Origin of the sequence: Shewanella sp. K8 (assembly GCF_028823715.1) — a bacterium.
GTDB lineage: Bacteria > Pseudomonadota > Gammaproteobacteria > Enterobacterales > Shewanellaceae > Shewanella > Shewanella algae.
In genome coordinates this window covers 133,466-154,772 of sequence record NZ_JAPEHY010000008.1, presented here as the reverse complement: position 1 = coordinate 154,772, position 21,307 = coordinate 133,466, and the positions used below count along the sequence as shown (strand labels likewise).

At 52.8% G+C, this 21,307-nt stretch carries 22 protein-coding genes and 1 tRNA gene; 11 read left to right on the top strand and 12 right to left on the bottom strand.

Going from position 1 to position 21,307, the window contains the following annotated elements:
* Nucleotides 1-416 precede the first annotated feature (416 nt).
* Nucleotides 417-2,021 carry a DKNYY domain-containing protein gene (locus ON072_RS06805; protein ID WP_144224219.1) on the top strand — a complete coding sequence of 535 codons (1,605 nt, stop codon included), beginning with the start codon at nt 417-419 and terminating at the stop codon, nt 2,019-2,021.
* 177 nt (nt 2,022-2,198) lie between these two features.
* Nucleotides 2,199-2,275: transfer RNA gene (locus ON072_RS06800), tRNA-Trp, on the top strand.
* A 147-nt stretch (nt 2,276-2,422) separates the two neighbouring features.
* Here the strand turns inward: ON072_RS06800 and ON072_RS06795 are convergent.
* Nucleotides 2,423-4,525 carry a TonB-dependent siderophore receptor gene (locus ON072_RS06795; protein WP_261752810.1) on the bottom strand — a complete coding sequence of 701 codons (2,103 nt, stop codon included), beginning with the start codon at nt 4,523-4,525 and terminating at the stop codon, nt 2,423-2,425.
* Between the two features lie 125 nt (nt 4,526-4,650).
* On the opposite strand from ON072_RS06795, the gene ON072_RS06790 reads away from it, so the two are divergent.
* Nucleotides 4,651-5,805 carry a PepSY-associated TM helix domain-containing protein gene (locus ON072_RS06790; RefSeq protein ID WP_025889895.1) on the top strand — a complete coding sequence of 385 codons (1,155 nt, stop codon included), beginning with the start codon at nt 4,651-4,653 and terminating at the stop codon, nt 5,803-5,805.
* Nucleotides 5,805-6,275, top strand: a complete 471-nt coding sequence (locus tag ON072_RS06785; protein WP_107005590.1) for a hypothetical protein — start codon at nt 5,805-5,807, stop codon at nt 6,273-6,275. The genes ON072_RS06790 and ON072_RS06785 overlap by 1 nt, the downstream gene beginning before the upstream one ends.
* Here the strand turns inward: ON072_RS06785 and dpsA are convergent, their stop codons facing one another.
* Nucleotides 6,276-6,746: a DNA starvation/stationary phase protection protein DpsA gene (dpsA, locus tag ON072_RS06780; protein ID WP_025009858.1), complete on the bottom strand. Its 471-nt coding sequence runs from the start codon at nt 6,744-6,746 to the stop codon at nt 6,276-6,278. It abuts the gene before it with no gap.
* Between the two features lie 280 nt (nt 6,747-7,026).
* Here dpsA and ON072_RS06775 point away from each other — a divergent pair, with 280 nt between their 5' ends.
* The gene (locus ON072_RS06775) at nt 7,027-7,362 is read left to right on the top strand and encodes a DNA polymerase III subunit psi (RefSeq protein WP_025889892.1); all 336 of its coding nucleotides are present in this window, start codon (nt 7,027-7,029) and stop codon (nt 7,360-7,362) included.
* Nucleotides 7,359-7,817: a ribosomal protein S18-alanine N-acetyltransferase gene (rimI, locus tag ON072_RS06770; protein ID WP_274626001.1), complete on the top strand. Its 459-nt coding sequence runs from the start codon at nt 7,359-7,361 to the stop codon at nt 7,815-7,817. Before ON072_RS06775 ends, rimI begins: the two co-directional genes overlap by 4 nt.
* A 151-nt stretch (nt 7,818-7,968) precedes the next feature.
* Here the strand turns inward: rimI and lipA are convergent, their stop codons facing one another.
* The 5 genes from lipA to ON072_RS06745 all read right to left on the bottom strand — a co-directional run bounded on the left by lipA (nt 7,969) and on the right by ON072_RS06745 (nt 12,338).
* Nucleotides 7,969-8,934: a lipoyl synthase gene (gene lipA, locus ON072_RS06765; protein ID WP_025009861.1), complete on the bottom strand. Its 966-nt coding sequence runs from the start codon at nt 8,932-8,934 to the stop codon at nt 7,969-7,971.
* A complete protein-coding gene (gene lipB / locus ON072_RS06760) occupies nt 8,927-9,586 on the bottom strand; it encodes a lipoyl(octanoyl) transferase LipB (protein WP_025009862.1) in 660 nt (219 codons plus the stop codon). The genes lipA and lipB overlap by 8 nt, the downstream gene beginning before the upstream one ends.
* A gap of 137 nt (nt 9,587-9,723) precedes the next feature.
* Nucleotides 9,724-9,990 carry a DUF493 family protein YbeD gene (ybeD, locus tag ON072_RS06755; protein WP_028781166.1) on the bottom strand — a complete coding sequence of 89 codons (267 nt, stop codon included), beginning with the start codon at nt 9,988-9,990 and terminating at the stop codon, nt 9,724-9,726.
* 135 nt (nt 9,991-10,125) lie between these two features.
* The gene (locus ON072_RS06750; RefSeq protein ID WP_274626000.1) at nt 10,126-11,934 is read right to left on the bottom strand and encodes an aminopeptidase P family protein; all 1,809 of its coding nucleotides are present in this window, start codon (nt 11,932-11,934) and stop codon (nt 10,126-10,128) included.
* Nucleotides 11,935-12,074: 140 nt separating this feature from the next.
* On the bottom strand, nt 12,075-12,338 hold the full coding sequence (locus tag ON072_RS06745) for a hypothetical protein (protein ID WP_025009864.1): 264 nt from the start codon (nt 12,336-12,338) through the stop codon (nt 12,075-12,077).
* 115 nt (nt 12,339-12,453) lie between these two features.
* Between ON072_RS06745 and ON072_RS06740 the strand changes: the two genes are divergently transcribed.
* A complete protein-coding gene (locus ON072_RS06740) occupies nt 12,454-13,644 on the top strand; it encodes an MFS transporter (protein WP_208223369.1) in 1,191 nt (396 codons plus the stop codon).
* Nucleotides 13,645-13,728: 84 nt separating this feature from the next.
* A complete protein-coding gene (locus ON072_RS06735) occupies nt 13,729-14,505 on the top strand; it encodes an ROK family protein (RefSeq protein ID WP_274625999.1) in 777 nt (258 codons plus the stop codon).
* Nucleotides 14,506-14,535: 30 nt separating this feature from the next.
* On the opposite strand, the gene ON072_RS06730 is transcribed toward ON072_RS06735, so the two are convergent.
* Nucleotides 14,536-14,856: a hypothetical protein gene (locus ON072_RS06730; RefSeq protein WP_107353230.1), complete on the bottom strand. Its 321-nt coding sequence runs from the start codon at nt 14,854-14,856 to the stop codon at nt 14,536-14,538.
* 158 nt (nt 14,857-15,014) lie between these two features.
* On the opposite strand from ON072_RS06730, the gene ON072_RS06725 reads away from it, so the two are divergent.
* Complete coding sequence (locus ON072_RS06725) at nt 15,015-16,232, top strand: M24 family metallopeptidase (RefSeq protein ID WP_274625998.1); 1,218 nt, start codon at nt 15,015-15,017, stop codon at nt 16,230-16,232.
* Nucleotides 16,233-16,287: 55 nt separating this feature from the next.
* On the opposite strand, the gene ON072_RS06720 is transcribed toward ON072_RS06725, so the two are convergent.
* Nucleotides 16,288-16,758, bottom strand: a complete 471-nt coding sequence (locus ON072_RS06720; RefSeq protein ID WP_044733888.1) for an FKBP-type peptidyl-prolyl cis-trans isomerase — start codon at nt 16,756-16,758, stop codon at nt 16,288-16,290.
* A 187-nt stretch (nt 16,759-16,945) separates the two neighbouring features.
* On the opposite strand from ON072_RS06720, the gene ON072_RS06715 reads away from it, so the two are divergent.
* A complete protein-coding gene (locus tag ON072_RS06715; RefSeq protein ID WP_028781171.1) occupies nt 16,946-18,256 on the top strand; it encodes a short-chain fatty acid transporter in 1,311 nt (436 codons plus the stop codon).
* Here the strand turns inward: ON072_RS06715 and ON072_RS06710 are convergent.
* Nucleotides 18,243-18,788 (bottom strand): HPP family protein, encoded by a 546-nt coding sequence (locus ON072_RS06710; protein WP_198556983.1) that lies wholly within the window; start codon nt 18,786-18,788, stop codon nt 18,243-18,245. The genes ON072_RS06715 and ON072_RS06710 overlap by 14 nt on opposite strands.
* 117 nt (nt 18,789-18,905) lie before the next feature.
* Between ON072_RS06710 and ON072_RS06705 the strand changes: the two genes are divergently transcribed.
* Nucleotides 18,906-19,466 (top strand): TetR/AcrR family transcriptional regulator, encoded by a 561-nt coding sequence (locus ON072_RS06705; RefSeq protein WP_101060100.1) that lies wholly within the window; start codon nt 18,906-18,908, stop codon nt 19,464-19,466.
* A gap of 44 nt (nt 19,467-19,510) precedes the next feature.
* Here the strand turns inward: ON072_RS06705 and ON072_RS06700 are convergent, their stop codons facing one another.
* Complete coding sequence (locus tag ON072_RS06700; RefSeq protein ID WP_101060101.1) at nt 19,511-20,140, bottom strand: DUF1294 domain-containing protein; 630 nt, start codon at nt 20,138-20,140, stop codon at nt 19,511-19,513.
* Nucleotides 20,137-21,303, bottom strand: a complete 1,167-nt coding sequence (locus ON072_RS06695; RefSeq protein ID WP_234520420.1) for a DUF418 domain-containing protein — start codon at nt 21,301-21,303, stop codon at nt 20,137-20,139. The genes ON072_RS06700 and ON072_RS06695 overlap by 4 nt, the downstream gene beginning before the upstream one ends.
* Between the last annotated feature and the right edge of the window lie 4 nt (nt 21,304-21,307).

The window sequence follows — 21,307 nt, the reverse complement described above, 5'->3', positions numbered from 1 at the left end:
ATGAGCAGATGTCTTTCGCCCCCATGTGAGATGGTGCTGTGGAGATATTGAGAATAGATTGACCCGCTTGTCTGGGCAGATTTATCCAGTCTCTGGAGCACAAAGACTTCACCCAACCGGTATCCTCAATAAAGGTACTCGAGGCTTAAGTAAAGAAGCCACCTGAACAAGGTGGCTTTTTTGCGTTTGGAACCTGTGAATTTTGCATTAATCCAGCTCTAGATGTCTGGCGCTGTATGGTGATGACTCACCTATCTTGCTAACCTATCATCGTTCACATTTCCATTATCCCCTCAATTACTATTTGATGCCGCTTGGATGACAGTTACCGGACTCCCAGGAAATGAATCGATCACAGCTTGTGCTTCTTTTGGGGTTGTTTATGATCTTGGGATTGCCAGAAAAAGGAGTCAGGCATGAAGCAGACCAATTCCCAAAAGAAACTCACGGTTGAACGCTTGCTGAGAGTCGATGGCACTGAGGCTAATCTATACCGGGGGGAAGAGAACATCTTTTTCTTAGCGGATGATAAGGGTTGCCTGTTGCCGATTAAAGATAAGGAAGGAGCCACTATCTATGGCATAGATACTAAGGCTTTTGCCCATCTTGGCGGCCACTTCTACGGCGATAAGACTCATCTCTATATACGTCCTGAGCGCAGCGGTCGCTGGGGTGTCTTTCCTCTGGTCCACGGTCACTTGAGAATATTGAATGAATGGTATGCATTTGATGAGCGCTATCTTTACTCCGGGATGTTTGGCGCTCGTAGGCGTATTGAGGGGGAACTCAGGATACCTCCGGGAAAGGGATACTATGCTGTCGATAGTAAACATGCCTACATAAATTCGACCAGAATAAACAATAGCTGCGCTGCCAGTTTCATCGGCCTGGAGTGCGATTATGCCCGAGATGCGAGTCAGGTGTATTTTCGTGGCAAGGCCATTGAAGGCGCTGACCCTGATAGTTTTCTGAGCTTTAACTTCAACGAACGCACGGGATTAGGCTTCGATGCCATCGACAAATACAGGGGCTACAATCTGGGGAAGGCCGACTCGAATAGTGCGGAGATAAAAGATCTTCAACTTTTCTTCAGTCTCTATCCGGGAAGTGAACAGACATACTCCTGGCTGTTAAACAGCAAAAGCAGTACCGACGAAACGGAACCCTGCTGGCAGTTTTTGGGTGATGGTTTTGCCGTTACTGAGCAGGCGGTTTATTTCACGCTACCGCCTTTTGCCTTGGCGGGAGAAAGTCTGCAAGGAAACCATGCAGGACGACTGCAGGATAAGGACAAGTATCAATGCTTGACTGAACTGGCGCCGGGCAAGTTCCAATATTTACAGCAGGGCTATTATCTGTATGACTGCCAACTCTACTGGCGAGACCTTGAAGACAGGTACCATTTTTGTGCGTTAAAGCTCAGTAAGGTCAATGCCGCGACGTTTACTTGTATTGGTGGTGAGTATTTCACTGATGGGAGCAAAGTCATCTGTCGTGGCAAGATATTGAAAGGTGTTCAGCCAGATGTTGTACAGCTTTACTCTGAATACCTATTGAGTGATGGCCTGTCGCTCTATTATCGGGGCAAGAAATTGAGTCGTGTGATGCTGGAGAACTTTGAATACCTCGGACACCATTATTTCAGTATTGCAGGACAGCTTTATCGTCATGACCGCGAGTTGAAAAACGCCAAGTCTCAATCGGTTTACCAAAGCAATTGCCGCTTTATCTCCGCTGAGTGTCTTGCCCTGAATAATGGCAGGGTGATTTATCGTAATCTTTTGCAAAACAAACAATTGGATGGTGCAAGTTTGGTAGTTTTCAATCACTACTTTGCCAAGGATGGTAAGCATGTATATTGCATCGACTGGAATGACAGGTTTCATGTAATAGCTGAGGCTGATCCGAAAACCTTTCACGCTCCAGATTTCAGACAAGATGTTAAGCTGCAGCAAAAAGGGCATGATAAGCAACGGACTTTTGATTGGCGGCAGTTGTTACCTGAGCCCGAATATTCCTGAGCCTTTGGCTTATGTTCTGGGCTGGTTCGCTGTTTACGGCTGCTTGGTTTTGTCTAGAGAAAACCCTGGATGCCCACCACGGCTTGGCTTTGCCTGAAAAAGCTGCAATCAGAGGTGTTTGTGCCAAAAAGTCCTTTACCTTTAGGAAGGCTTTTTGCATAATGCCCCTCGTTCCACAGGGGTGTAGTTCCAATTGGTAGAACAGCGGTCTCCAAAACCGACGGTTGCGGGTTCGAGTCCTGCCACCCCTGCCACATTCCAGACGGCCCGAATAGCAATATGCGGGCCGTTTTCCTTTATGACGGCATTCAAAGTTTCTCTGTTCTCGATATAAAAACAGCAGCCCTACAGGCTGCTGTTTGAGCTACCACTTTGCTTACTGAACCATGAGCAAGCAGGGATTACCAGGTGTAGTTGATACTCAGCTCCAGGCTTCTCGGTTCACCAAAGAAACCCTGGTTGTAAAAGTCGATGCTGGAATAATACTTCTTGTCGAACAGGTTCCGGACATTTAACCTGGCAACTAGATTGTCCTGTATTTGATAGCTGGCCATCAGATTAGCCAGGAAATAGCTATCCTGCCTGGAAGAAGCTTTGTTAGGGCCTACCTGGTCTTTGTAGGTTTTACTTTGCCAGCTGATGTTGCCTCCCAGAGTCAGATCGCTCAGCGCCCCGTCGAAGTGATACAGGCTGGAAATACGCAGCAGATGCTTGGGCAAATGAGTCCCGAAGGGGCTGCCATCGGCCTTTTCTGATTCGCTATAGGTATAGCTGAAGAACACGTCCAAGTCGTCGCTGGGGTGGCCGCTAAGCTCCAATTCGAAACCTTTATTGTTGGCGCCTTTCACCGCTCGTTGAGGGAAGCTGCCATCCGGTAGCGGTGGTTGCCCGGGATCGGCTTCGGCGACATTATCTTTTTGCACCTTGAATACCGCCAGGCTTGCCGTCAGCGCTTCGTTGAAGAAGTCCCCCTTGGCCCCCAACTCTATGTTGTCGCCTGTGACGGGATCCAGGTACTGGTTATTAACGTCTTTGGCATTCTGGGGTTGAAAGATTTCGGTATAGCTGGCGTAAAGCGACAGGGTATCGTTGAGCTTGTATACCAGTCCGGCGTAAGGCGTGAAAACATCATCATGTTTATAATCCTTGTTGTCCTGGTTTACCTCCATTTCATATTTACTCAATCTGGCACCCAAGATAAGAGTGACATCGTCATGCAGAGATAATTGGCTAGCCAGATAGGCACCCTGCTGGGTTTCGGTCGATTCGCTGCGCTGGGGAGTTTGTGTGTAGGTGGGTTCTTTGATGCTGCCATCCCACTCAAAGAAATTACCCACTTGCAGAGTGTCGCTGCTGTAATATGAATCGGCGTCCACTTCCTGCTTGGAGTAGAGCAGGCCGGCAGTTAACCTGTGGCTACGGCCAAAGAGTTCGAAGGGACCCGAAACAAACAGCCTGGCTGCATCTTGATCGCGCCAGGATTGGTAAATCATGGGAAGAGCCCCCATTCCCAGGCCGGTTGTTTTATCGGGATAACCGGACAAGTACAGCAGATGGCCATCCATTTCATCTTCTCTGTGCTCCAAGTCGATTCTCAGATCCCAGTCGCTATCGAAGCTGTGCTCAACTGAAGCGAAAACATTGGTGCCTTCCCGTTCCCAACGGGACCAGGATGCGGCAGTAGTACTGGAGGTGGACAGATCATCCGCCAGGCTCCCATCGGCATAAAACAGTGGTAACCCACCCCAAGTTGAGCCTTTGGGATCGCGTTTACTATGATCGGCTCCGATCAACAGTTTGGTTTGGTCACTGAGAGCGGCGCTGAACACAGCATAGAGTTGTAGGTTTTGCTCTTCCGAGAGATTAACGTAGCTTTCTTTATCCTCGTAGGCTGCAGCAACCCGCGCCTGATACTTACCATCCTGGTCCAGATCAAATGAGCCGTCACCCTCGACTCGGTAACTATTCCAGGAGCCTAGCTTGGCACTCAGATAACCTGATGGATAGGCCTTGGGGCGTTTGCGGATCAGGTTTATGGCGGCCGAGGGTTCACCTGCACCAGTCAGGAGCCCTGTGGCACCACGGACTATCTCCACTCGGTCAAAGATGATGGTATCTGTAACCGCATCGTTGAAGAAGCTGCTGTAGTTTACCGGCACCCCATCAAACTGAAAGTTGGTGATAGGATTGCCTCTGGCATTGAAAAAGTAACGATTGGTTTCAGCCTGCTGGGCATAGATCCCTGGGCTAAGGGTCATGATCTCGGCAATATTATTCAAAGAGAAACTCTGAATAAATTCCTGATCTATGATGGACACAGATTGCGGCGTTTCCCTGAGTGTCAGTGGCAGTCCAGTTGCCGTGGCAGCCTTGTCCAGGCGACTGCCCTTGATCTGTATTACTTCAATATCGCTTGAGTCTGTTGTGGTTTCCTGGTCCTTTGCGTATGCCTGCGGTACCAGACTGATGCCCGCCAACAGGCTGGCAGTGACGACTCTGTGCATATTTCCCCTCTCAATATGATGGCTTGTGTTAGCTGAACTTGGTTTTTCTGTAGTTATTATTGCGATATTGATAATGATTTCTATTGTATTTACAATTCAGCTTTATTTTTTAGCCATGAGAAACTATGCCGAAGATAAGTAATCGCATGTGGTTCCTGTTTCACGGATGGTGTTCATTGCCTATCTGGTTGCTGTTCTGCTTCGTATGTTTGACCGGGACAGTGGCTGTTTTGAGCCATGAGATTACCTGGCTGACGAATCCCGCGGCCAGGGCATTGAATCCGGATGCTTTACCGGAAAAGAGCGTTGCCGAGTTGGTGGAGAATGTGCAGCGTGCTTACCCTGATGCCGATGTCAGCAATGTGATGCTGTTTGAGCCTTATCTGGTGAATGCCGTGGTGTTCTCCGATGTCGACAAGCCCTTTGCTATCGCTTATGTGAACCAGTACAGCGGAGAGATCCAGGAGGTGAACAGTGGTATTACCTTCATAGGATTTATGCGCTCATTGCATGGTTGGTTGCTGTTTCCCTGGCAAAACGGTTTTAGTGTCGGGTATTACCTGGTCAGTGGTTTATCACTGTTGATGTTGGGGTCTGTGATATCCGGGATGGTTATATACAAGCGTTTCTGGCGTAGTTTCTTCAGCCCCAAATTAAGATTCAACCAAGGTAAGAGAACCCTGGTGACAGATTTGCATCGCCTGCTGGGTGTCTGGTCTATCTGGTTTATTGTCCTGATGAGTCTTACCGGTCTTTGGTATCTGGCACAAGGAATAATGTGGCATGCCGATGTCGATATCGAGCCCCACACGCCTCTGGTTGATATCGCCGATGTGCCAATGGGCGAAGCCAGACCTCAGCCCTCTTTGAGTCTTAAACAGGCTCTGTTACAGGCCAAAGAGCAGTTTCCCGACTTTCATCCCAGTTATATCAGTTTGCCGGAGCACAACCGGGACCTCTATCGTTTGCAGGGCAGTGGCGATTTCCTGTTTTATGACCAGTATGCCTACGGATTGGAACTGGATCCCTGGAGCGGCGTAATCGTCAGTAGCAAGTCACCACAAACCATGACCACATTGCAAACTATGATGCATATTGCCGATCCCTTGCATTACGGCACTTTGGCTGGCGTTTGGACCAAGATAATATGGTTCCTGTTTGGCTTATTGCTCAGTGGTATGTCTATCACCGGATTTATGATCTGGAGCAGTCGCATATTCAAGGCGAGCAGGCGTCAGCAAGAGGTGCCACTAGTGGCAGAGCAACAGGAGAGTTATTGATGAAGAAACGGTTTTCTTTTTGGCAGCGCAATAAATTCAAGCTCAACGGAGTGTTGTTATTGCTGCCCATCTGGTTTCTCTATCGCTCCTTGACGCCAGAATTACCAGTGAGCTGGTCATCAGTAAGTGCCGGGCCGTTTGAGGTAGAGGCCACTCCGGCTGATAAGGCGCCGGCCTATCTGCACCATGGTGAATATGTGAAGGACTTTGCCCTGAGGTTTATTGCAGGAGAAGTGAGTGATATTCGCCAGGGATACCTGAATATTGGTCCTGAGCCACTGGCGCTGGAGGTGTTGCAGCAAGGTGAGAGTGGCATCTTGCACGGAAGTCGCCACGGCCAACATGTACACGCCATAGCTCCGGCCGCATTCGGCGCGGCCGATAAGTTATGGCTAACTCTCGAAGACTGGCACGGAAGGCGTTATGTCGCTCATTGGCCTTTGCCGTCGGCTTGGGTGTTAGTGCAGTAATTACTGCACTAACAAGCTGCGAAGCATCCAGGCGGTCTTTTCATGAAGCTGAATACGCTGGGTCAGCAGATCTGCCGTTGCTTCATCATTGGCCTGGTTCACCAGAGGGTAGAGTGCCCGGGCGTTGCGAATAATGATCTCCTGGCCTTCCAGCAGTTCCTCAAGCATCTGTTTGGCATCTGTGATGCCTGAGTCTTCTTTTATTTCGGTCTGAGCGGCGTAGGCGCTGTAGGATCCCAAGGCTCTTTCACCCAGGGCTCTGACCCGCTCTGCTATGACATCCACTGCGGCAGCCAATTCGGTGTACTGCTCTTCAAACAGTTGGTGTAGGCTGGTGAACATGGGGCCTGTCACGTTCCAGTGGAAGCTGTGAGTCTTAAGATAAAGGCTGTAGGTGTCAGCAAGTAAGCGATTCAAACCGTTGGCTATTTCCAGGCGATCGGCTTGGTTGATCCCGATATTGATATTCATAATATAACCTCCGTAAATGATCTGTTTTCTATACTACTCCGGAAGCTAATTAGTTAAAGTGGATAAAGTAGATATCTGCAATCGATTTTGTTTAAGTGGGTTGCCGGGGGATTTGCTCTCAGGTCACAGACAGTTGCTGAGCAAGCTGGTATTCTAAAGCGCTTAACTTGGAAGCTCTGTTGCGGGTTTCCTTCAGTCATTTTTTGCCCTTCTTGTTCGTCCCTCGGCTATGGGTTTTGGGCGACATTTTCAAACTGCGTTAAAGCGGAGCGCAATCACCATGAATAAATATCTGCACGCCATGGGAATAGAGCTGTGGCGCAGTAGACAAGACTCTCCCTCCCAGGTGCCTTTCATGCTGTTGGTGCCTGATGCTGACGAGAGCGTATTGCAACATCCTCTGGTGCTCAAGGTGTTGACGTTATTGGGACTGGAGGCCGGGCAGTGCAGCGTCGGTAATCGGCCTGTGGCTGGGCAAGAGGTGATATGGAATATGTTCCCTGAGCCTGTTGAAGGGGCCTGGCTGAATTCATCGCAGCCGGCGCAATTGATGTCAGGCAGCGAGGGCAAGCGCGCCCTATGGCAACAGATTTGGCACAGGTTGGAGGCGAAGTGACAGAGGTTATTGCAATCAGAGCCTTGGAGGCCGATGACCTCGACGAGATGATGAAAATTGAACAACTGGCCCATGAGTTTCCCTGGAGTGAGGCCACTCTGGGCAGTTGCTTTGGCCGTTTTTACCGGGCTCTGGGGTTATATCTAGGACCGGAGCTTCAAGGCTTTTGCTTGCTGCAGGTCTTGTTCGAGGAAGCGACCCTGATGAATATCTGTATCGCTCCTGCCGCACAAGGTCAGGGGTTGGGGCGGCAATTATTACAGGCGGCAATCGAGCTGCTTAAAGAGACTGGTGTGGAGAGATTATTGCTGGAAGTCAGGGTGGGTAATGCCGCCGCTATCGCCTTGTATCGGCGCCTGGGCTTTATTGAGACCGGCTCCAGGGCCGATTACTATCAGGCCAAAGAGGGCCGGGAAGATGCTCTGCTGATGGAGTTGCCTCTTCACTCCTCTTAGTCTCTCTTGGTTCTTTTTCGCTCATCTCGGCTAATATGGACAGAGGCTGCTATGTCAGAGCTTTTGCCGCTAATCTTTAGGCCCATCATTGTACCTATTAATAGAAAAACAGCGCCTGTGGGCGCTGTTTCTTTAGGTGCTTGGGCTTGGTCTATTTGACCTCTTTCCCCTGGGCCTGAAGGTCTGCATGGTAGCTTGAGCGAACCAGCGGGCCACAGGCGGCGTGGGTAAAGCCGAGTTCGGTTGCCAGGTTGTGGAAGTCGTCAAACTCCTTGGGAGTCACGTAACGCTCCACCGGCAAGTGGAACTTGGATGGCTGCAGATACTGGCCCAGAGTCAGCATGTTGACATTGTGAGCGCGCAGATCTCTGAGCACCTGTTCAATCTCTTCATTGCTTTCACCCAGTCCGAGCATGATCCCTGATTTAGTCGGGATATCCGGATGGCGTTCTTTAAAGCGTTTGAGCAGATCCAATGACCACTGATAGTTGGCACCGGGACGGGCCTTACGATAGTGAGCCGGAGCCGTTTCCAGATTGTGGTTGAATACATCCGGTGGCTCGGTCGCCAGAATATCCAGCGCCTGATCGATACGGCCGCGGAAGTCAGGCACCAATATCTCTATTTTGATCTCAGGGTTGAGTTTGCGGATCTCACGGATACAGTCGGCGAAGTGCTGGGCACCGCCGTCACGCAGATCGTCACGATCCACAGAGGTGATCACCACATACTTGAGCTTCATATCCTTGATGGTCTGTGCCAGCTTGAGTGGCTCTTCGGCGTCAGGCTTGAGTGGACGGCCATGGGCTACGTCACAGAAGGGACAACGCCGGGTACAAATGGCGCCGAGGATCATAAAGGTGGCAGTACCATGGTTGAAGCACTCGGCCAGGTTCGGGCAGGAGGCTTCTTCACACACTGAGTGCAAACCATTTTTACGCAGTGCCTGTTTGATATCCAGGATCCGCTGATTGGAAGATGGCAGCTTAACCCGCAACCAATCGGGCTTGCGCAGCATGGTGTCGCGCTCTGATGGCACAACTTTGACCGGGATTCGGGCGACCTTTTCGGCGTCCCGCAATTTCACACCGGGCTGTAATCTTTCTGGCCTATTCATATGACTCTGCTAATCCTTGGTGATGCACTGTTTGCTCATAGCCCAAACGTTGGCTAAAAGTTTCAATCAGGTGTTGGCCTGCCTCCTCGACACTCTGGGGGCCTCCGAGTGCTTTGCACTGGGCCATTTCGAGTCCGGCATAACCACAGGGGTTGATACGACGAAAAGGGGCGAGATCCATGTCGACATTCAGCGCCAAGCCGTGGAATGAACATCCCTTACGGATCCTCAGCCCCAAAGAGGCTATTTTACGCTCCTCGACATAGACACCTGGCGCATCGGCCTTGGCGTAGGCTGGAATATCGAAGCGCTTGAGCAGCTCCACCAGGCTTTGTTCTATGTCGGTAACTAGCTGTCTTACCCCAAGCTTGCGCCGTTTGATGTTGATAAGAGGGTAGGCGACCAACTGCCCCGGGCCATGGTAAGTTACCTGGCCACCGCGATCCACCTGGATCACCGGGATATCGCCGGTGTTGAGTAGATGCTCACTCTTACCGGCCTGGCCTTGGGTGAAAACCGGTGGATGCTCCACCAGCCAGAGTTCATCTGGGCTGTGTTCGTCACGGGTGTCGGTATAGTGCTGCATGGCATGCCATACAGTCTCATAATCCATGTTACCCAAGTGGCGGATATGCAATGTATTGTCTGGCAAGGGCAACGTCTCCCCCTCTGTTTGAGATGATACCAATCAGTATCAAGCTGTGCTCACTCTTTGATACCGGCAGGTATTATACGCTTCGGCAGGTAAAATGTAATCCAGATCACACTTTCTCTGCCGAGTGCCAGGTATCAGAGTACCCGGCGAACGCCTTCAATAGCGGCAAGTTCAGTGTACAAGGTTTCGATATGTTCCTTGCTGGTCACTCTCACATTTATGGTCACCGAGATATAGGTGCCTTTGCTGGAGGCCTTGGTGGTGGGGCTGTAATCGCCGGGGGCGTGCTTCTGGACGACTTCGACTACGCGGTCGGCCAGGGTATCGCTGGCATCGCCAACCACTTTAAATGGGAAGGAGGTTGGAAACTCCAGATACTGATCAAAGGTGGTACTTATCATGGGATTGAGATTCTCATGGCAAAATAATAACGGCTATATGGCGGCTATTATATCCCAATTCAAGGGGCGGATCTTCTCGCGAATAGCTCAGAGAGTTTGACAAAGGGCGCCGGCCATTGACGGCGCCCTTGGGCGTTACAGCGGCGAGGTGGCCTGTTCGAGCCAGGCCAGTGATTCGCCACTCATCAGCGGTGACAGGGTCTGATAAACGCGGCTGTGATAGTCATTGAACCAATTGAGCTCAGCTTCAGTAAGCAGACTCTTGTTTATCAAGCGTTTATCCATGGGGATCAGAGTCAGAGCGTCGAACTCGAATATCTCCCGCTCGGCCCCTTTGAGCGCTTCACAGGGGCGTACTTCCACCAGGTTTTCCAGACGGATACCGAAGGCATCTGTACGGTAATAGCCGGGCTCGTTGGAAAGCACCATTCCGGGCAGCAAGGGGATGGCATTGAGGTTCTTGCCTATTCTTTGTGGGCCTTCATGAACGCTGAGGAAGTGGCCAACACCATGGCCCGTGCCGTGGTCGTAGTCAAAACCGTGCTGCCACAAGTATTGACGGGTGAAGGCATCCAGTTGTTGTCCCGTAGTGCCCCGTGGGAAGCGGGCCTGATCCAGGGCGATATGCCCCTTGAGCACCAAGGTCACCATCTTTTTCTGCTCGGCGCTGACTTCACCTATGGCTATGGTGCGGGTAACGTCCGTGGTGCCGTCCAAATACTGGGCGCCAGAGTCCACCAGATAGATGCTGTTCATCTCCATCATGGCCGGAGTGCCGTTGAGATGGTTATAGTGGCACATGGCCGCATTGCCGCCGGTGGCGGAAATAGTGTCAAAGCTTGGCTCGCGGTAGAGCGGATCCTCAAGGCGATAGCTCTCGAGCTTATCCGCCAGAGTGCCTTCATCATAGAGTCGGCCAGCAGCCACTTCGGCATCCAGCCAAGCCAGGAAACGGCTCACGGCAACGCCGTCACGGATATGGCTGGCGCGCATTCCCTGCAGTTCGGCACTGTTTTTACAGGCCTTGGGTAGTGCCACAGGATCGAGTCCGGCGATCAGTTTGGCGCCAGCGGCTTTGGCCTGTAATTGGCTGAAGGCGTTGGCATTATTGGGATCGGCTAAAAGCTTTCTGCCTTCAAGCGCTTGCAACGCTTCGGCGAGCTCCGACTCGGCGCGGAAGCTGACACCGGCCCCTACGTGGGCTTCAATCCCCTGGGGTAATTTGGCAAGCTCGGTAAACAGTGTCATCTCACCATTGGCTTCCAGCAGGGCACAGCCCAGTACCACGGGCAACCTGGGCACGTCCTGACCGCGGATATTGAGTAACCAGCAGAAGGAGTCCAGCGCCGCTATCAGCGCTACATCGGCCCCGGCCTTTTTCACCAGGGCGCCGATTTCACTGCGCTTCTGTTCGCTGCTCTTGCCGGCAGACTCGGCATTGAAGAGGATAATGGGCTTGTTTTCCGGCACGGGTCTGCCTTGCCAGTGCAAATCCACCGGGTTGTCGTCAAGCGCCACCAGTGTCATACCCGCCTTGCTCAGTGTGGCTTCGGCATCTTGCTGCCAGGCCAGGGTATGCAACCTGGGATCGTAGCCAATGCGGCAACCGGCCGGCAGCTTTTCCGCCAACCATTGTGCCTGGGGCATATCTGTCAGGCTCTCATAACTGAACAGGGTCGAGTCCACCTGTTGCCTCACCTGCACTGTGTAGCGACCATCAGTAAAAATGGCGGCGCTGTCCTTCATCACAATCGCCATCCCCGCCGAGCCGGTAAAGTCGGTCAGCCAATGCAAACGCTCGTTGTGCGCCGGCACATACTCGCCGAGATACTCGTCGGCACGGGGCTGGATAAAGGCATCGAGTTGGTGTTTGGCCATTTCGCTGCGCACGGCATTAAGCCGTGATGCGATATGGGGGCTCTTGGGCGATTGTGATTGCAACATAGGGGCTCCGCTGATGGTCGGCTTGGGTACCCTTGGCCGACCTTGTCTTTATGAGTGATAGCGGATTATGGCAAGCCCTGAAGTCGCTTCGCAAGGGTGGGCATGTTGAAAAAACTTTAACTGCTGTAAAGGGGGCCAAGTTAATTGCTGCCAAACAGAGTCGCTATGCCGACCAAAAAGGAGCTAACCAGAGTAGCCATCACTCCCTTGCTGACATCTTCACTGCGTACTCTGTCATCGCTTGGTTGTTGATCCCGCGCCAGCTTTTCATTGCGCTGCTCGACATTGTCGGCCACGTTGTCATAGAGATCCTGAGAAGGAGAGTATGGCTGGTTGCTGCAGCCTGCTCCGATGCCCAGAAGCAAGGTCAACAGTAGCACTCTGATACAGTTTCGCTTTCCCACAGTGTTCTTCCTTGAATGAAAATGTTAAAACTGATTGGCTTAGGTTAACTCTATGTATGTTTGTTGACCTGTTCAAGGTTTTTATCTGTCTCGACTTTTATTCAAGGATGCTTTTATGCCGCTAAATGTTTGGGTGTTGATGTTGGCGCAGGCCTTTGCCATGAGTGCCACACCTATCATGGTATTGCTCGGAGGCATCATAGGGGCAGAGCTGAGCCCGGTTCCCTCGCTGTCGACACTGCCTATCGCCATGATGGTAGTCGGAGTCGCTGTAGCGATTGTGCCCATCAATATCTTGATGCAGCGTTTGGGTCGGCGACGGGTATTTATCGGTGGCGCCCTGCTGACCAGTGTGGCCGGCGCTATGGCGGCGCTTAGTGTTTGGTATGCCCAGTTCTGGGGATTTTGTGGCAGTGGTCTGCTGCTCGGATGCGGCGGCGCCATTATTCAGCAATACCGTTTTGCCGCCATGGAGTCAGTGGCGCCGACTCTGTCTGCCAAGGCAGCCAGCCGGGTGTTGCTTGGTGGTTTACTCGCCGCCTTCCTCGGGCCAGAACTGGCCTTGCTGGCCAAGGATATTTTGCCGGTAACCTACACAGGTGCATTTTTGATGGTGACTCTGGTCGGTGTGCTGGCGTTGGCCTGCCTGCTGTTTTATCAAGATGAAGACCCAGAGCTCAAAGCCTCCAAGGTTGAGAGTATGGATATTCGGCCATTGCCAATTATTTTGCGTCAAAGCCGACTCTGGGTTGCCTGCGGCGCCGCAGTTATAGGCTACGCCTTGATGAGTTTTATCATGACGGCGACCCCGGTACATATGCATCACATAGAGCATCACAGCCTGGAGGATACCAAGTGGGTGATCCAGAGTCATGTGATTGCCATGTATCTGCCCTCGCTGATAAGTGGCTACCTGATAGCCCGCTTGGGTCACACCCGCATCATGTTGGCCGGGCTGGCGCTTTACTGCCTGACCTTGGCTCTGGCGCTGGCGGGGCGTGACCTGCTCAACTATTGGAGTGCGCTGGTGATGTTGGGTGTGGGTTGGAACTTCCTGTTTGTTGCCGGCACTTCGCTGCTGCCTGGCTGTTATCGCCCCGAAGAGAGATTCACTGTGCAGTCTTTCAACGATTCTCTGGTATTTGGCTCTCAAGCATTGGCGTCTCTGGGGGCCGGCTGGGTCATTTATCAGCTCGGCTGGCAATTGCTGCTGGTGATCTGTATTCCCGCCATTGCGACCCAACTTATCCTGATAGCATGGTGGAAGTTAAGTAAAAGCAAAGCGTTACAAATAACAGAACCTTGATGATTAGGTGCGGTGCCGGCAGCACTGTGCTAACATCTTAGGCCGTCTACCGCCTCTGGCGGTACGGTAAAAAGGGGTTTATTGATGTCGACATTAACGATCGAAGTGGGGACTGAAACCGCGCTGTTTCAGCTGCGGCAAGGGGAAACAACAGAACAATATAAAATCCCCACCGGAGAGAATTTCACCATAGCAGATCTCAATCGGCAATTGGCTGAACTTGAATCTGATTATGGGCTTGCAAACTACCGTCTGGCTCTGGCCTTCCCCGGCATGGTGCGAGACAACCAACTAATATCCTGTCGTGCCTTGCCGGCGCTGGTGGGGCTCAACCCGGAAAAACTCAGCAGCCGTGGTGAACTGGTGGCTATCAGCAATGATATCCACGCCGGTCTGCACGCCATTGCCAGCGTAAAACACCAGTGCCAACTCTTGGTGATGTGTGGCACAGGGATCGGCATGTCACTGGCGCTCAACGGCCGGGTGTTCAGTGGTGCCAATGGCCTGGCCGGTGAGCTTGGGGCTTGCCGGGTGATGACGGAGTCGGGGGAATTCAGCCTCGAACAGTTGGCCAGTGGCGAGTCGGTGCGGCGTCGACGCTTGCGCAACCCGGTAGAACTCTACCGCGCCGGGGCCTATCTGGGAATGGGCATTGCCTGGGCGGTCAATCTACTCAACCCGCAAAAACTCTGGCTCGCCGGTAACATGTTGGCCAATGCCGACTACTACAAGGGCTGTGTCAGCGGTGTTAAAGACTTGGCGGTTCCTGCCACTGTCAGTCAGTGTCAGATAAGTCGGGTCGACGATATGGAGACCTTGGTCTGCCGTGGTCTGCAAGTAATGCTGATGCAACAGGCCTGATAGTCTGATTCAAGGGGGAGACATCCCCCTTCAAGCCGGTTCCTGGCAGGCCTGACGCATCTTCAACCAGAAGGCCCTTTGGCACAGGTTGCTGAAGGCTTTTTGTTTTGGGCTGATATCGTTTCCTTTCAGCACCCGATAACGGGTCCAGTTATCTTCACAAAGCTCGCCGATATTGGACTGGCTTGGCTCCTGTTCCAGCTCCTGCTGTTTTTCTATAATGGCGCCATCGGCAAAGTGATATTGCCATAAACCTTCATCGTCCGTGGTGTGAATTTGCACCGACTCCAACAGTTCAGCGCTGCTTGTCCGTCCTTCTATGGCCAGAATATAGTTGGCAAGATCCTGCATATTGTACTCCCGCGTTTGGCGCAAGCAGCATACCAGCGGTCGCCGGAAATTGGCAATTTCGTTTGCCGCTTTAAAATTTGCATACAATATGCTAAAACTCTCGAGCACATTAATACCCAAGCAAATAACGACTAAAAGTAATCAAGCAGGAGAATTCTATGAGCACAGGCGTTGGTGGCTCAACCCCGGAGCAGGAGTTGGCAAAGCTGGTGGATATGACCCGGGATGTCACAGCGGTGGAAGCCGCCGAATTCAAAACCAGGCAACAAAATGCCCAGACGCTGATGCAAGAGTTGGGGATAGATGCCCTCTATCTCAATGCCGGCACCAATCTCTATTATTTCTCCGGCCTGCGTTGGTATGCCAGTGAGCGTATGGTAGGAGCGATTTTGCCCTGTCGTGGTGAGCTGGAATACCTGGCGCCGGCATTTGAGCTCGACACCCTCAAGGGCTTTATGTTGCAGCCTGGACGGGTTAACACATGGCATGAGCACCAGAGTCCCTATGAGCTGTGCCGCAATGTGCTTGAGCGCATGGGCTGTCTGCGTGCGGGCGCCGTTCTGGCTATAGATGAATCTGCCCCTTTCTTTTTGTTTGATGGTCTGCGTGAGGCTTGCCCCGAGCTTGCCTTTGTCAACGGCGCCAAGATTAGCGCCCAACTGCGAATGCATAAATCGGTCGCCGAGCTGAGGCTGATTCAGCGGGCGATGGATATGACGCTCGAAGTGCACAAGGCCGCCGCCAGAATATTACGCCCGGGGATCAGTACCGCCGAGGTGGAAGATTTTATCGACAAGGCCCATAGAGCCGTGGGGGCCAGTGGCTCCTATTTCTGCATAGTGCTCTTTGGTGAAGACAGCGCCTATCCCCATGGGGTCAAGTCGCCCAAGACGCTGGAGCCAGGCGACACTGTGCTGATAGACACAGGCTGTCAGCTGCATGGTTACAACTCGGATATTACCCGCACCTACGTATTTGGTACGCCAAGCGAGCGGCAGCGGCAATTGTGGGCGCTGGAGAAGGCAGCGCAGCGGGCCGGTTTTGAAGCGGCGGCTTTAGGCGCGCCCTGCAGTGGTGTCGACAAGGCGGCCAGAGCTGTGTTGGAAGCGGCCGGTTTCGGGCCCGGATATCAACTGCCGGGACTGCCCCATAGAACGGGCCACGGCATAGGTCTGGATATTCATGAGTGGCCCTATCTGGTTGATGGCGACAACACCCCACTGGCCGTTGGTATGTGTTTTTCCAATGAGCCCATGCTTTGTGTGCCCGGCGAGTTCGGCGTTCGCCATGAAGACCACTTCTATATGACGGCAGAGGGGCCACGCTGGTTTACCCAGCCGGCCAAGTCGATTGACGATCCCTTCGCGCAGGGTTAACAGCCGTTACTGAAACAACAAACCCGGCTTTGGCCGGGTTTGTTGTTGGGGATTGTTAGTTGATCTTGAGCAATTCCACATCAAAAATCAGTACCGAACCCGGCGGGATGGAGCCGGCAGAGCGATTGCCGTAGCCCAGGCTGCTGGGAATAAAGAAGCGCATCTTGTCGCCTTCTGTCATCAACTGAACCCCTTCGGTCCAGCCCTTGATCACCTGATTGAGTGGAAAGGCGATGGGCTCACCGCGATCGACCGAGCTGTCAAACACAGTGCCGTCAATCAGGGTGCCATGGTAGTGCACTGTCACCTTATCCTTGGGACCCGGATGAACCTGGCCTTGCCCCTTGTGCAGCAACTGATACTGCAGCCCTGAGTCTGTGGTGACCACACCCTCTTTATGCTTATTGGCCTCAAGAAATACCTCGCCCTTGGCAATATTCTCTTTTGCCAGTTTTTGGCCATTCATGGTGGTGAAAAAGTAAAAAATAACTGCGGCGATAACCACCACGGCAAGCAACATTCTCATTTGGGGATCCTCTGTCCTGAAGGTGGCGCTATCTTAACAGTTGGACTGCGGCATTTACAGCTTCGGGTTATAGTGTACTTTTGTCGGGCTTTATCCCACAGGCAGACTTGTGTAGGCTATTGATAAAAAAGTGAAAGCTAAATCAGCTCTCCGCAGAATAATCATAATAAGACTCAAGGAAACCCCTATGCTCAATCGCGCCTCCCGGCCACTGGTCAAGCTGGTGGATAAGTATCTGCCCGATCCCTATATCTTTGTGCTCCTGCTTACTCTGTTGGTGTTTGCCGCCGCCATGCTCGGCCAGCAAAAGACACCGGTAGAAGTGCTGGGTTATTGGGGCAGTGGTTTTTGGAATCTGCTCAGTTTCTCGATGCAGATGTTGCTGGTGCTGGTCGCCGGTTTTATGCTGGCCAGCTCTCCACCGGTGAAGAAGCTGCTGGACGCCATAGCGTCTCTGGCCCGCAGTGCGCCGCAGGCTATCATACTGGTGACCTTGGTCTCCTTGGCGGCCAGTTGGCTCAACTGGGGGTTCGGTTTGGTGGTCGGTGCCCTGTTTGCCAAGGCGTTGGCGCGCCGGGTCAAGGTGGATTACCGTTTGCTGGTGGCCAGTGCCTATTCGGGCTTTGTGGTCTGGCACGGCGGCTTGGCGGGCTCAGTACCCTTGACTGTGGCCACACCAGGACACTTTGCCGAGGCGCAGATAGGCATTATCCCTACCTCGGAAACCATTTTTGCCGGCTTTAATCTGCTGCTACTTGCCTTGCTGTTTATCATAATGCCGTTGGTCAATCGCTTTATGCTGCCGGATGACAAAGAGTCTGTGATAGTCGATCCTGCGCTGCTCGAGGATGCTGCGCCGACTCAGAGTGAGAACAAACGCCCGGCCGACTATCTGGAGAATAGCCGGATACTCGGGATCCTGGTGGGCCTGTGTGGTCTCGGGTATCTGGGATATTGGTTCTTTGTTCAGGGGGGCAGTCTCAACCTCAACATAGTCAATTTCCTGTTTCTGTTTCTGGCGATAACCCTGCACCAGACGCCGCGCAGTCTGCTGGTCAGTCTCAATGAGGCGATAAAGGGCGGCGCCGGGATAGTGATCCAGTTTCCCTTCTACGCCGGCATCATGGCGGTGATGGTGCAGTCCGGGCTGGCACAGAGTATCTCTTCGGGTTTTGTTGCCATTGCCAGCGCCGAGTCACTGCCATTCTGGAGCTTTATCAGCGCCGGGGTGGTGAATATCTTCGTGCCGTCCGGTGGCGGCCAGTGGGCGGTACAGGCACCTATCATGTTGCCGGCCGCCGAGGCACTTGGCGCCGATGTCGCCAGGGTCGCCATGGCGGTGGCCTGGGGGGATGCCTGGACCAACCTGATCCAGCCTTTTTGGGCGCTGCCTGTGCTGGCCATTGCCGGGCTCAAGGCCCGGGATATCATGGGTTTTTGCCTGATGCAGTTGCTTATCACCGGCGTGGTGATAAGTGTTGCCCTCAGTTGGTTTTAGGCCAGCTATGCTTGCTGATCCCCTTGATATACAGGCTCTTGTGATAGGCCCAACCGAAAGCGAGGATCAGCAGCAACCCCGAAACCACAGGCGTTAGCAAAAACTGCCAGTCGGCCCCGGCCAGCATCACCAGCAAGGGGTTGGCACCGGCCGGTGGATGAGTGGTATTGGTCAACATCATCAGGCCGACCCCGAGGCCGGTTCCCAACCCCAGTGTCAGCGGCGACACTCCCAAGGTGTGCAATAACAAGAGTCCCAGAGCACAGGTGAGCAGGTGGCCGAAGAAGATGTTTTTCGGCTGCGCCAGCGGGCTTTGGGGCAGGGCGTAGAGCAACACCATAGTGGCACCGAATGGTGCCATCAGCAGCAGACTCCAGCTCAGATTCTGTGTCAGCATCTCCTGTAATCCCGCCAGTAATCCAATACAGCTTCCGGCGCCCAGTGTGGCCCAGGTGGCAGCCTGCCAACGGTTTGTCGCAGTTTGGGCTGTGGTTTTTGCAGGTGTTGCAGTCAGGGGAGGCGTGTTGTCCATATCTGTTTTCCTTTGGTTGTCAGCATTTTTGCTTGGTAGAACAATCGGTCTACTTTTTATGGTAGACAGACCGTTCTACTTTTGTCAAACTCATATTGAATCGTTAAGGAGTGTGAGATGGACAAGGTTTCCCAACTGCTTGCCGGCGCCTTTGAACTCTTTTATCGAGAGAGTGTGCATGGGGTGGGCATCAATCAAATTCTGGCCGAGGCCGGCATAGCCAAGAAGACCCTTTATCATCATTTCGAGGGTAAGGAGGCCCTGGTGCTGGCCGTGGTGCGTTATCGCGATCAGCTGTTTCTTGACTGGTTGAATCAAAGGCTGGAGGTGGCGCAAACGCCAACAGAGCTGGTCCATGAGCTGTTTAACGCCCTGGATGATTGGTTCAACAGCCGGGTTGAGTCCCTGAGCCAGTTTCGCGGCTGTTTCTTTATCAATACCGCCGCCGAGTATCCCTCACCCGAGCATCCGGTAAATCGTCTCTGCCGAGAGCATAAGGCCAGGGTTCAAAATGAGCTTGAGCAGAAATTGTCGTCTTGGCTTGGCCGCGAGCACGCTCGTGAGTTGGCCGGGCAGCTGTGTTTGATTAAAGAGGGGACGATAGTCTCGGCCCAGCTCGTTAGCCGGCAGTATGCTGCCGAGCGCGGCCGCAAGCTGGCACTTGGCTTATTTGATTAAGCCTGCTTGATAGGCGAGCTTGCCCTTGAGTTTAGAGCCAACCGTTAAAAGGCTATCTCGGGCAGCCGTGCCAGCCATCCCAGCTTAAGAGCGGCGCCAAGCGCCAACAGGTTGAGGCCGACACAGCACCAGAATAGGAGTCTGAAACTTGTTTTACTGGTCTTGTGGCGAAACTGATGGCGTGCCAGCAAAGCGCCAGGCCAGCCACCGAGCAAACCGGTCAGTTGCAGGGTCGACTCCTTGGTGCGCCAGCGGCCAGTTTCGGCGGCCTTTTTATCACTGGCATAGAGCCAATAACAGAGAAGGCTCAGCAGCAGATACCAGACGGGCACCAAGAGCGGCAGCTTACCCAGTGCCACTAAAGCCAGTAGCAGCAGGGCAAACAGGACTGTGAGCTTACCGACGAAAGACTTGTGACTGCTGCGCTTATTCTGCTGACGCTGTTTTTGTTTGAGTCTGCCCCTGTCCTCGGGAAAGAAGGCCTGTTTTGCCTGGCGCCGGCCCTGGTCATCCAGTGTGATGTCAAAGGTCAGTACGTCGCCCACTTGTGGCCTGCGACCGCTCAGGCTCAGTGACTTAATGTGCAGAAATACCCTTTCACTGCCGTCATTGGGGCTAATAAACCCAAAGCCTTTATCGTCCTGCCAATGGCTGACTTTTCCTTTGTACTTCATGTATTTGACTCGTGAGTATTCGTGGCGTTATTGATTGGCTTATTGCCAAAGGCCAGACGGCGCCAGAGCCATTCCAGCGGTCCTTGGTTGAAGAACTTAAGGTAGCAGCCGGCCAGTATTATCTGCACCAAGGCATAACCCAGGGCTATGGCCAGGTAGTCTATGCGTTCAAGTGTCAGCAGTAACTCGGGCGCTTGATGGCGAAACAGCCAGATCCCAAAACAGGACTGCAAAATATACAGGCTCAAGGGGATCCGGCCAACCGCCTGCAGGCGTCTTGGCAACCATGGCAGGCGGCGGCCGAACTTAACCAACAGATGAGCATAGATGATAGCCATGGGAATGGCGCTCAGCATGACCAGAATATCGGAAAGCATCACCAGTTTGGGGCGGGATTGCAGGCTGAGAATCGTGTCCGCCAGCGACAGCAGCAAGCTCAGCGCCAGCAATTTCCCTAATTTGCCCTGGGGTAAACCTTGGTCAAACAGCCCGCGACGATACAGGCTAATCCCCAGCAGCATCACACCGCTGACAAACCACAGCAGAGTAAATGGCAGGGAAATCAGCATCAACAAGGTCATAAACAGGTGCATCAGCAACTGCTCGCCATAGCTGCCGGTCCAGGCGCTGTATTGTTCATTGAAAAAGGCGTTGCCGCGGATCCAGGTTTCATCACCCGGCAGAAAGATCATCAGACCATAGGCCAGGGTGCCGATGGCGATAAAGAGCAGTGCCCGCCTTTGCTGTGCTTCAATCTCCAGGTTACGATAATGCCAGGCGAGGAAGCCACAAATGCTATAGGTGAGCAGGATATCCCCCGGCCAGATAAACAGGCTGTGCAGCGCCCCAAAGAGCATCAGCCAGAGTAAGCGTGAGCGGATTAAGGGGAAGGGCTCCAATCCTCTGGCGAGGAAATTCTGTTGTTGAATATAGAGGCCGACACCGAAGAGCATGGAAAACAGGCTGAGGAAGCGCCCTTCCAGCAGAAAATTACTCAGGGTTTCGGTAATGGCATCGGTTAAATGAAACTCGGGAAAGGGCGCATAACCATATAAGGTGACGCCCATAAAACTGACATTGAGAAAGAATATCCCCAATACTGCCAGCCCTCTGACGGCATCGATATTGGGGTTGTGACTGATTTTGACCGGCTGTCCCTGCATCTTT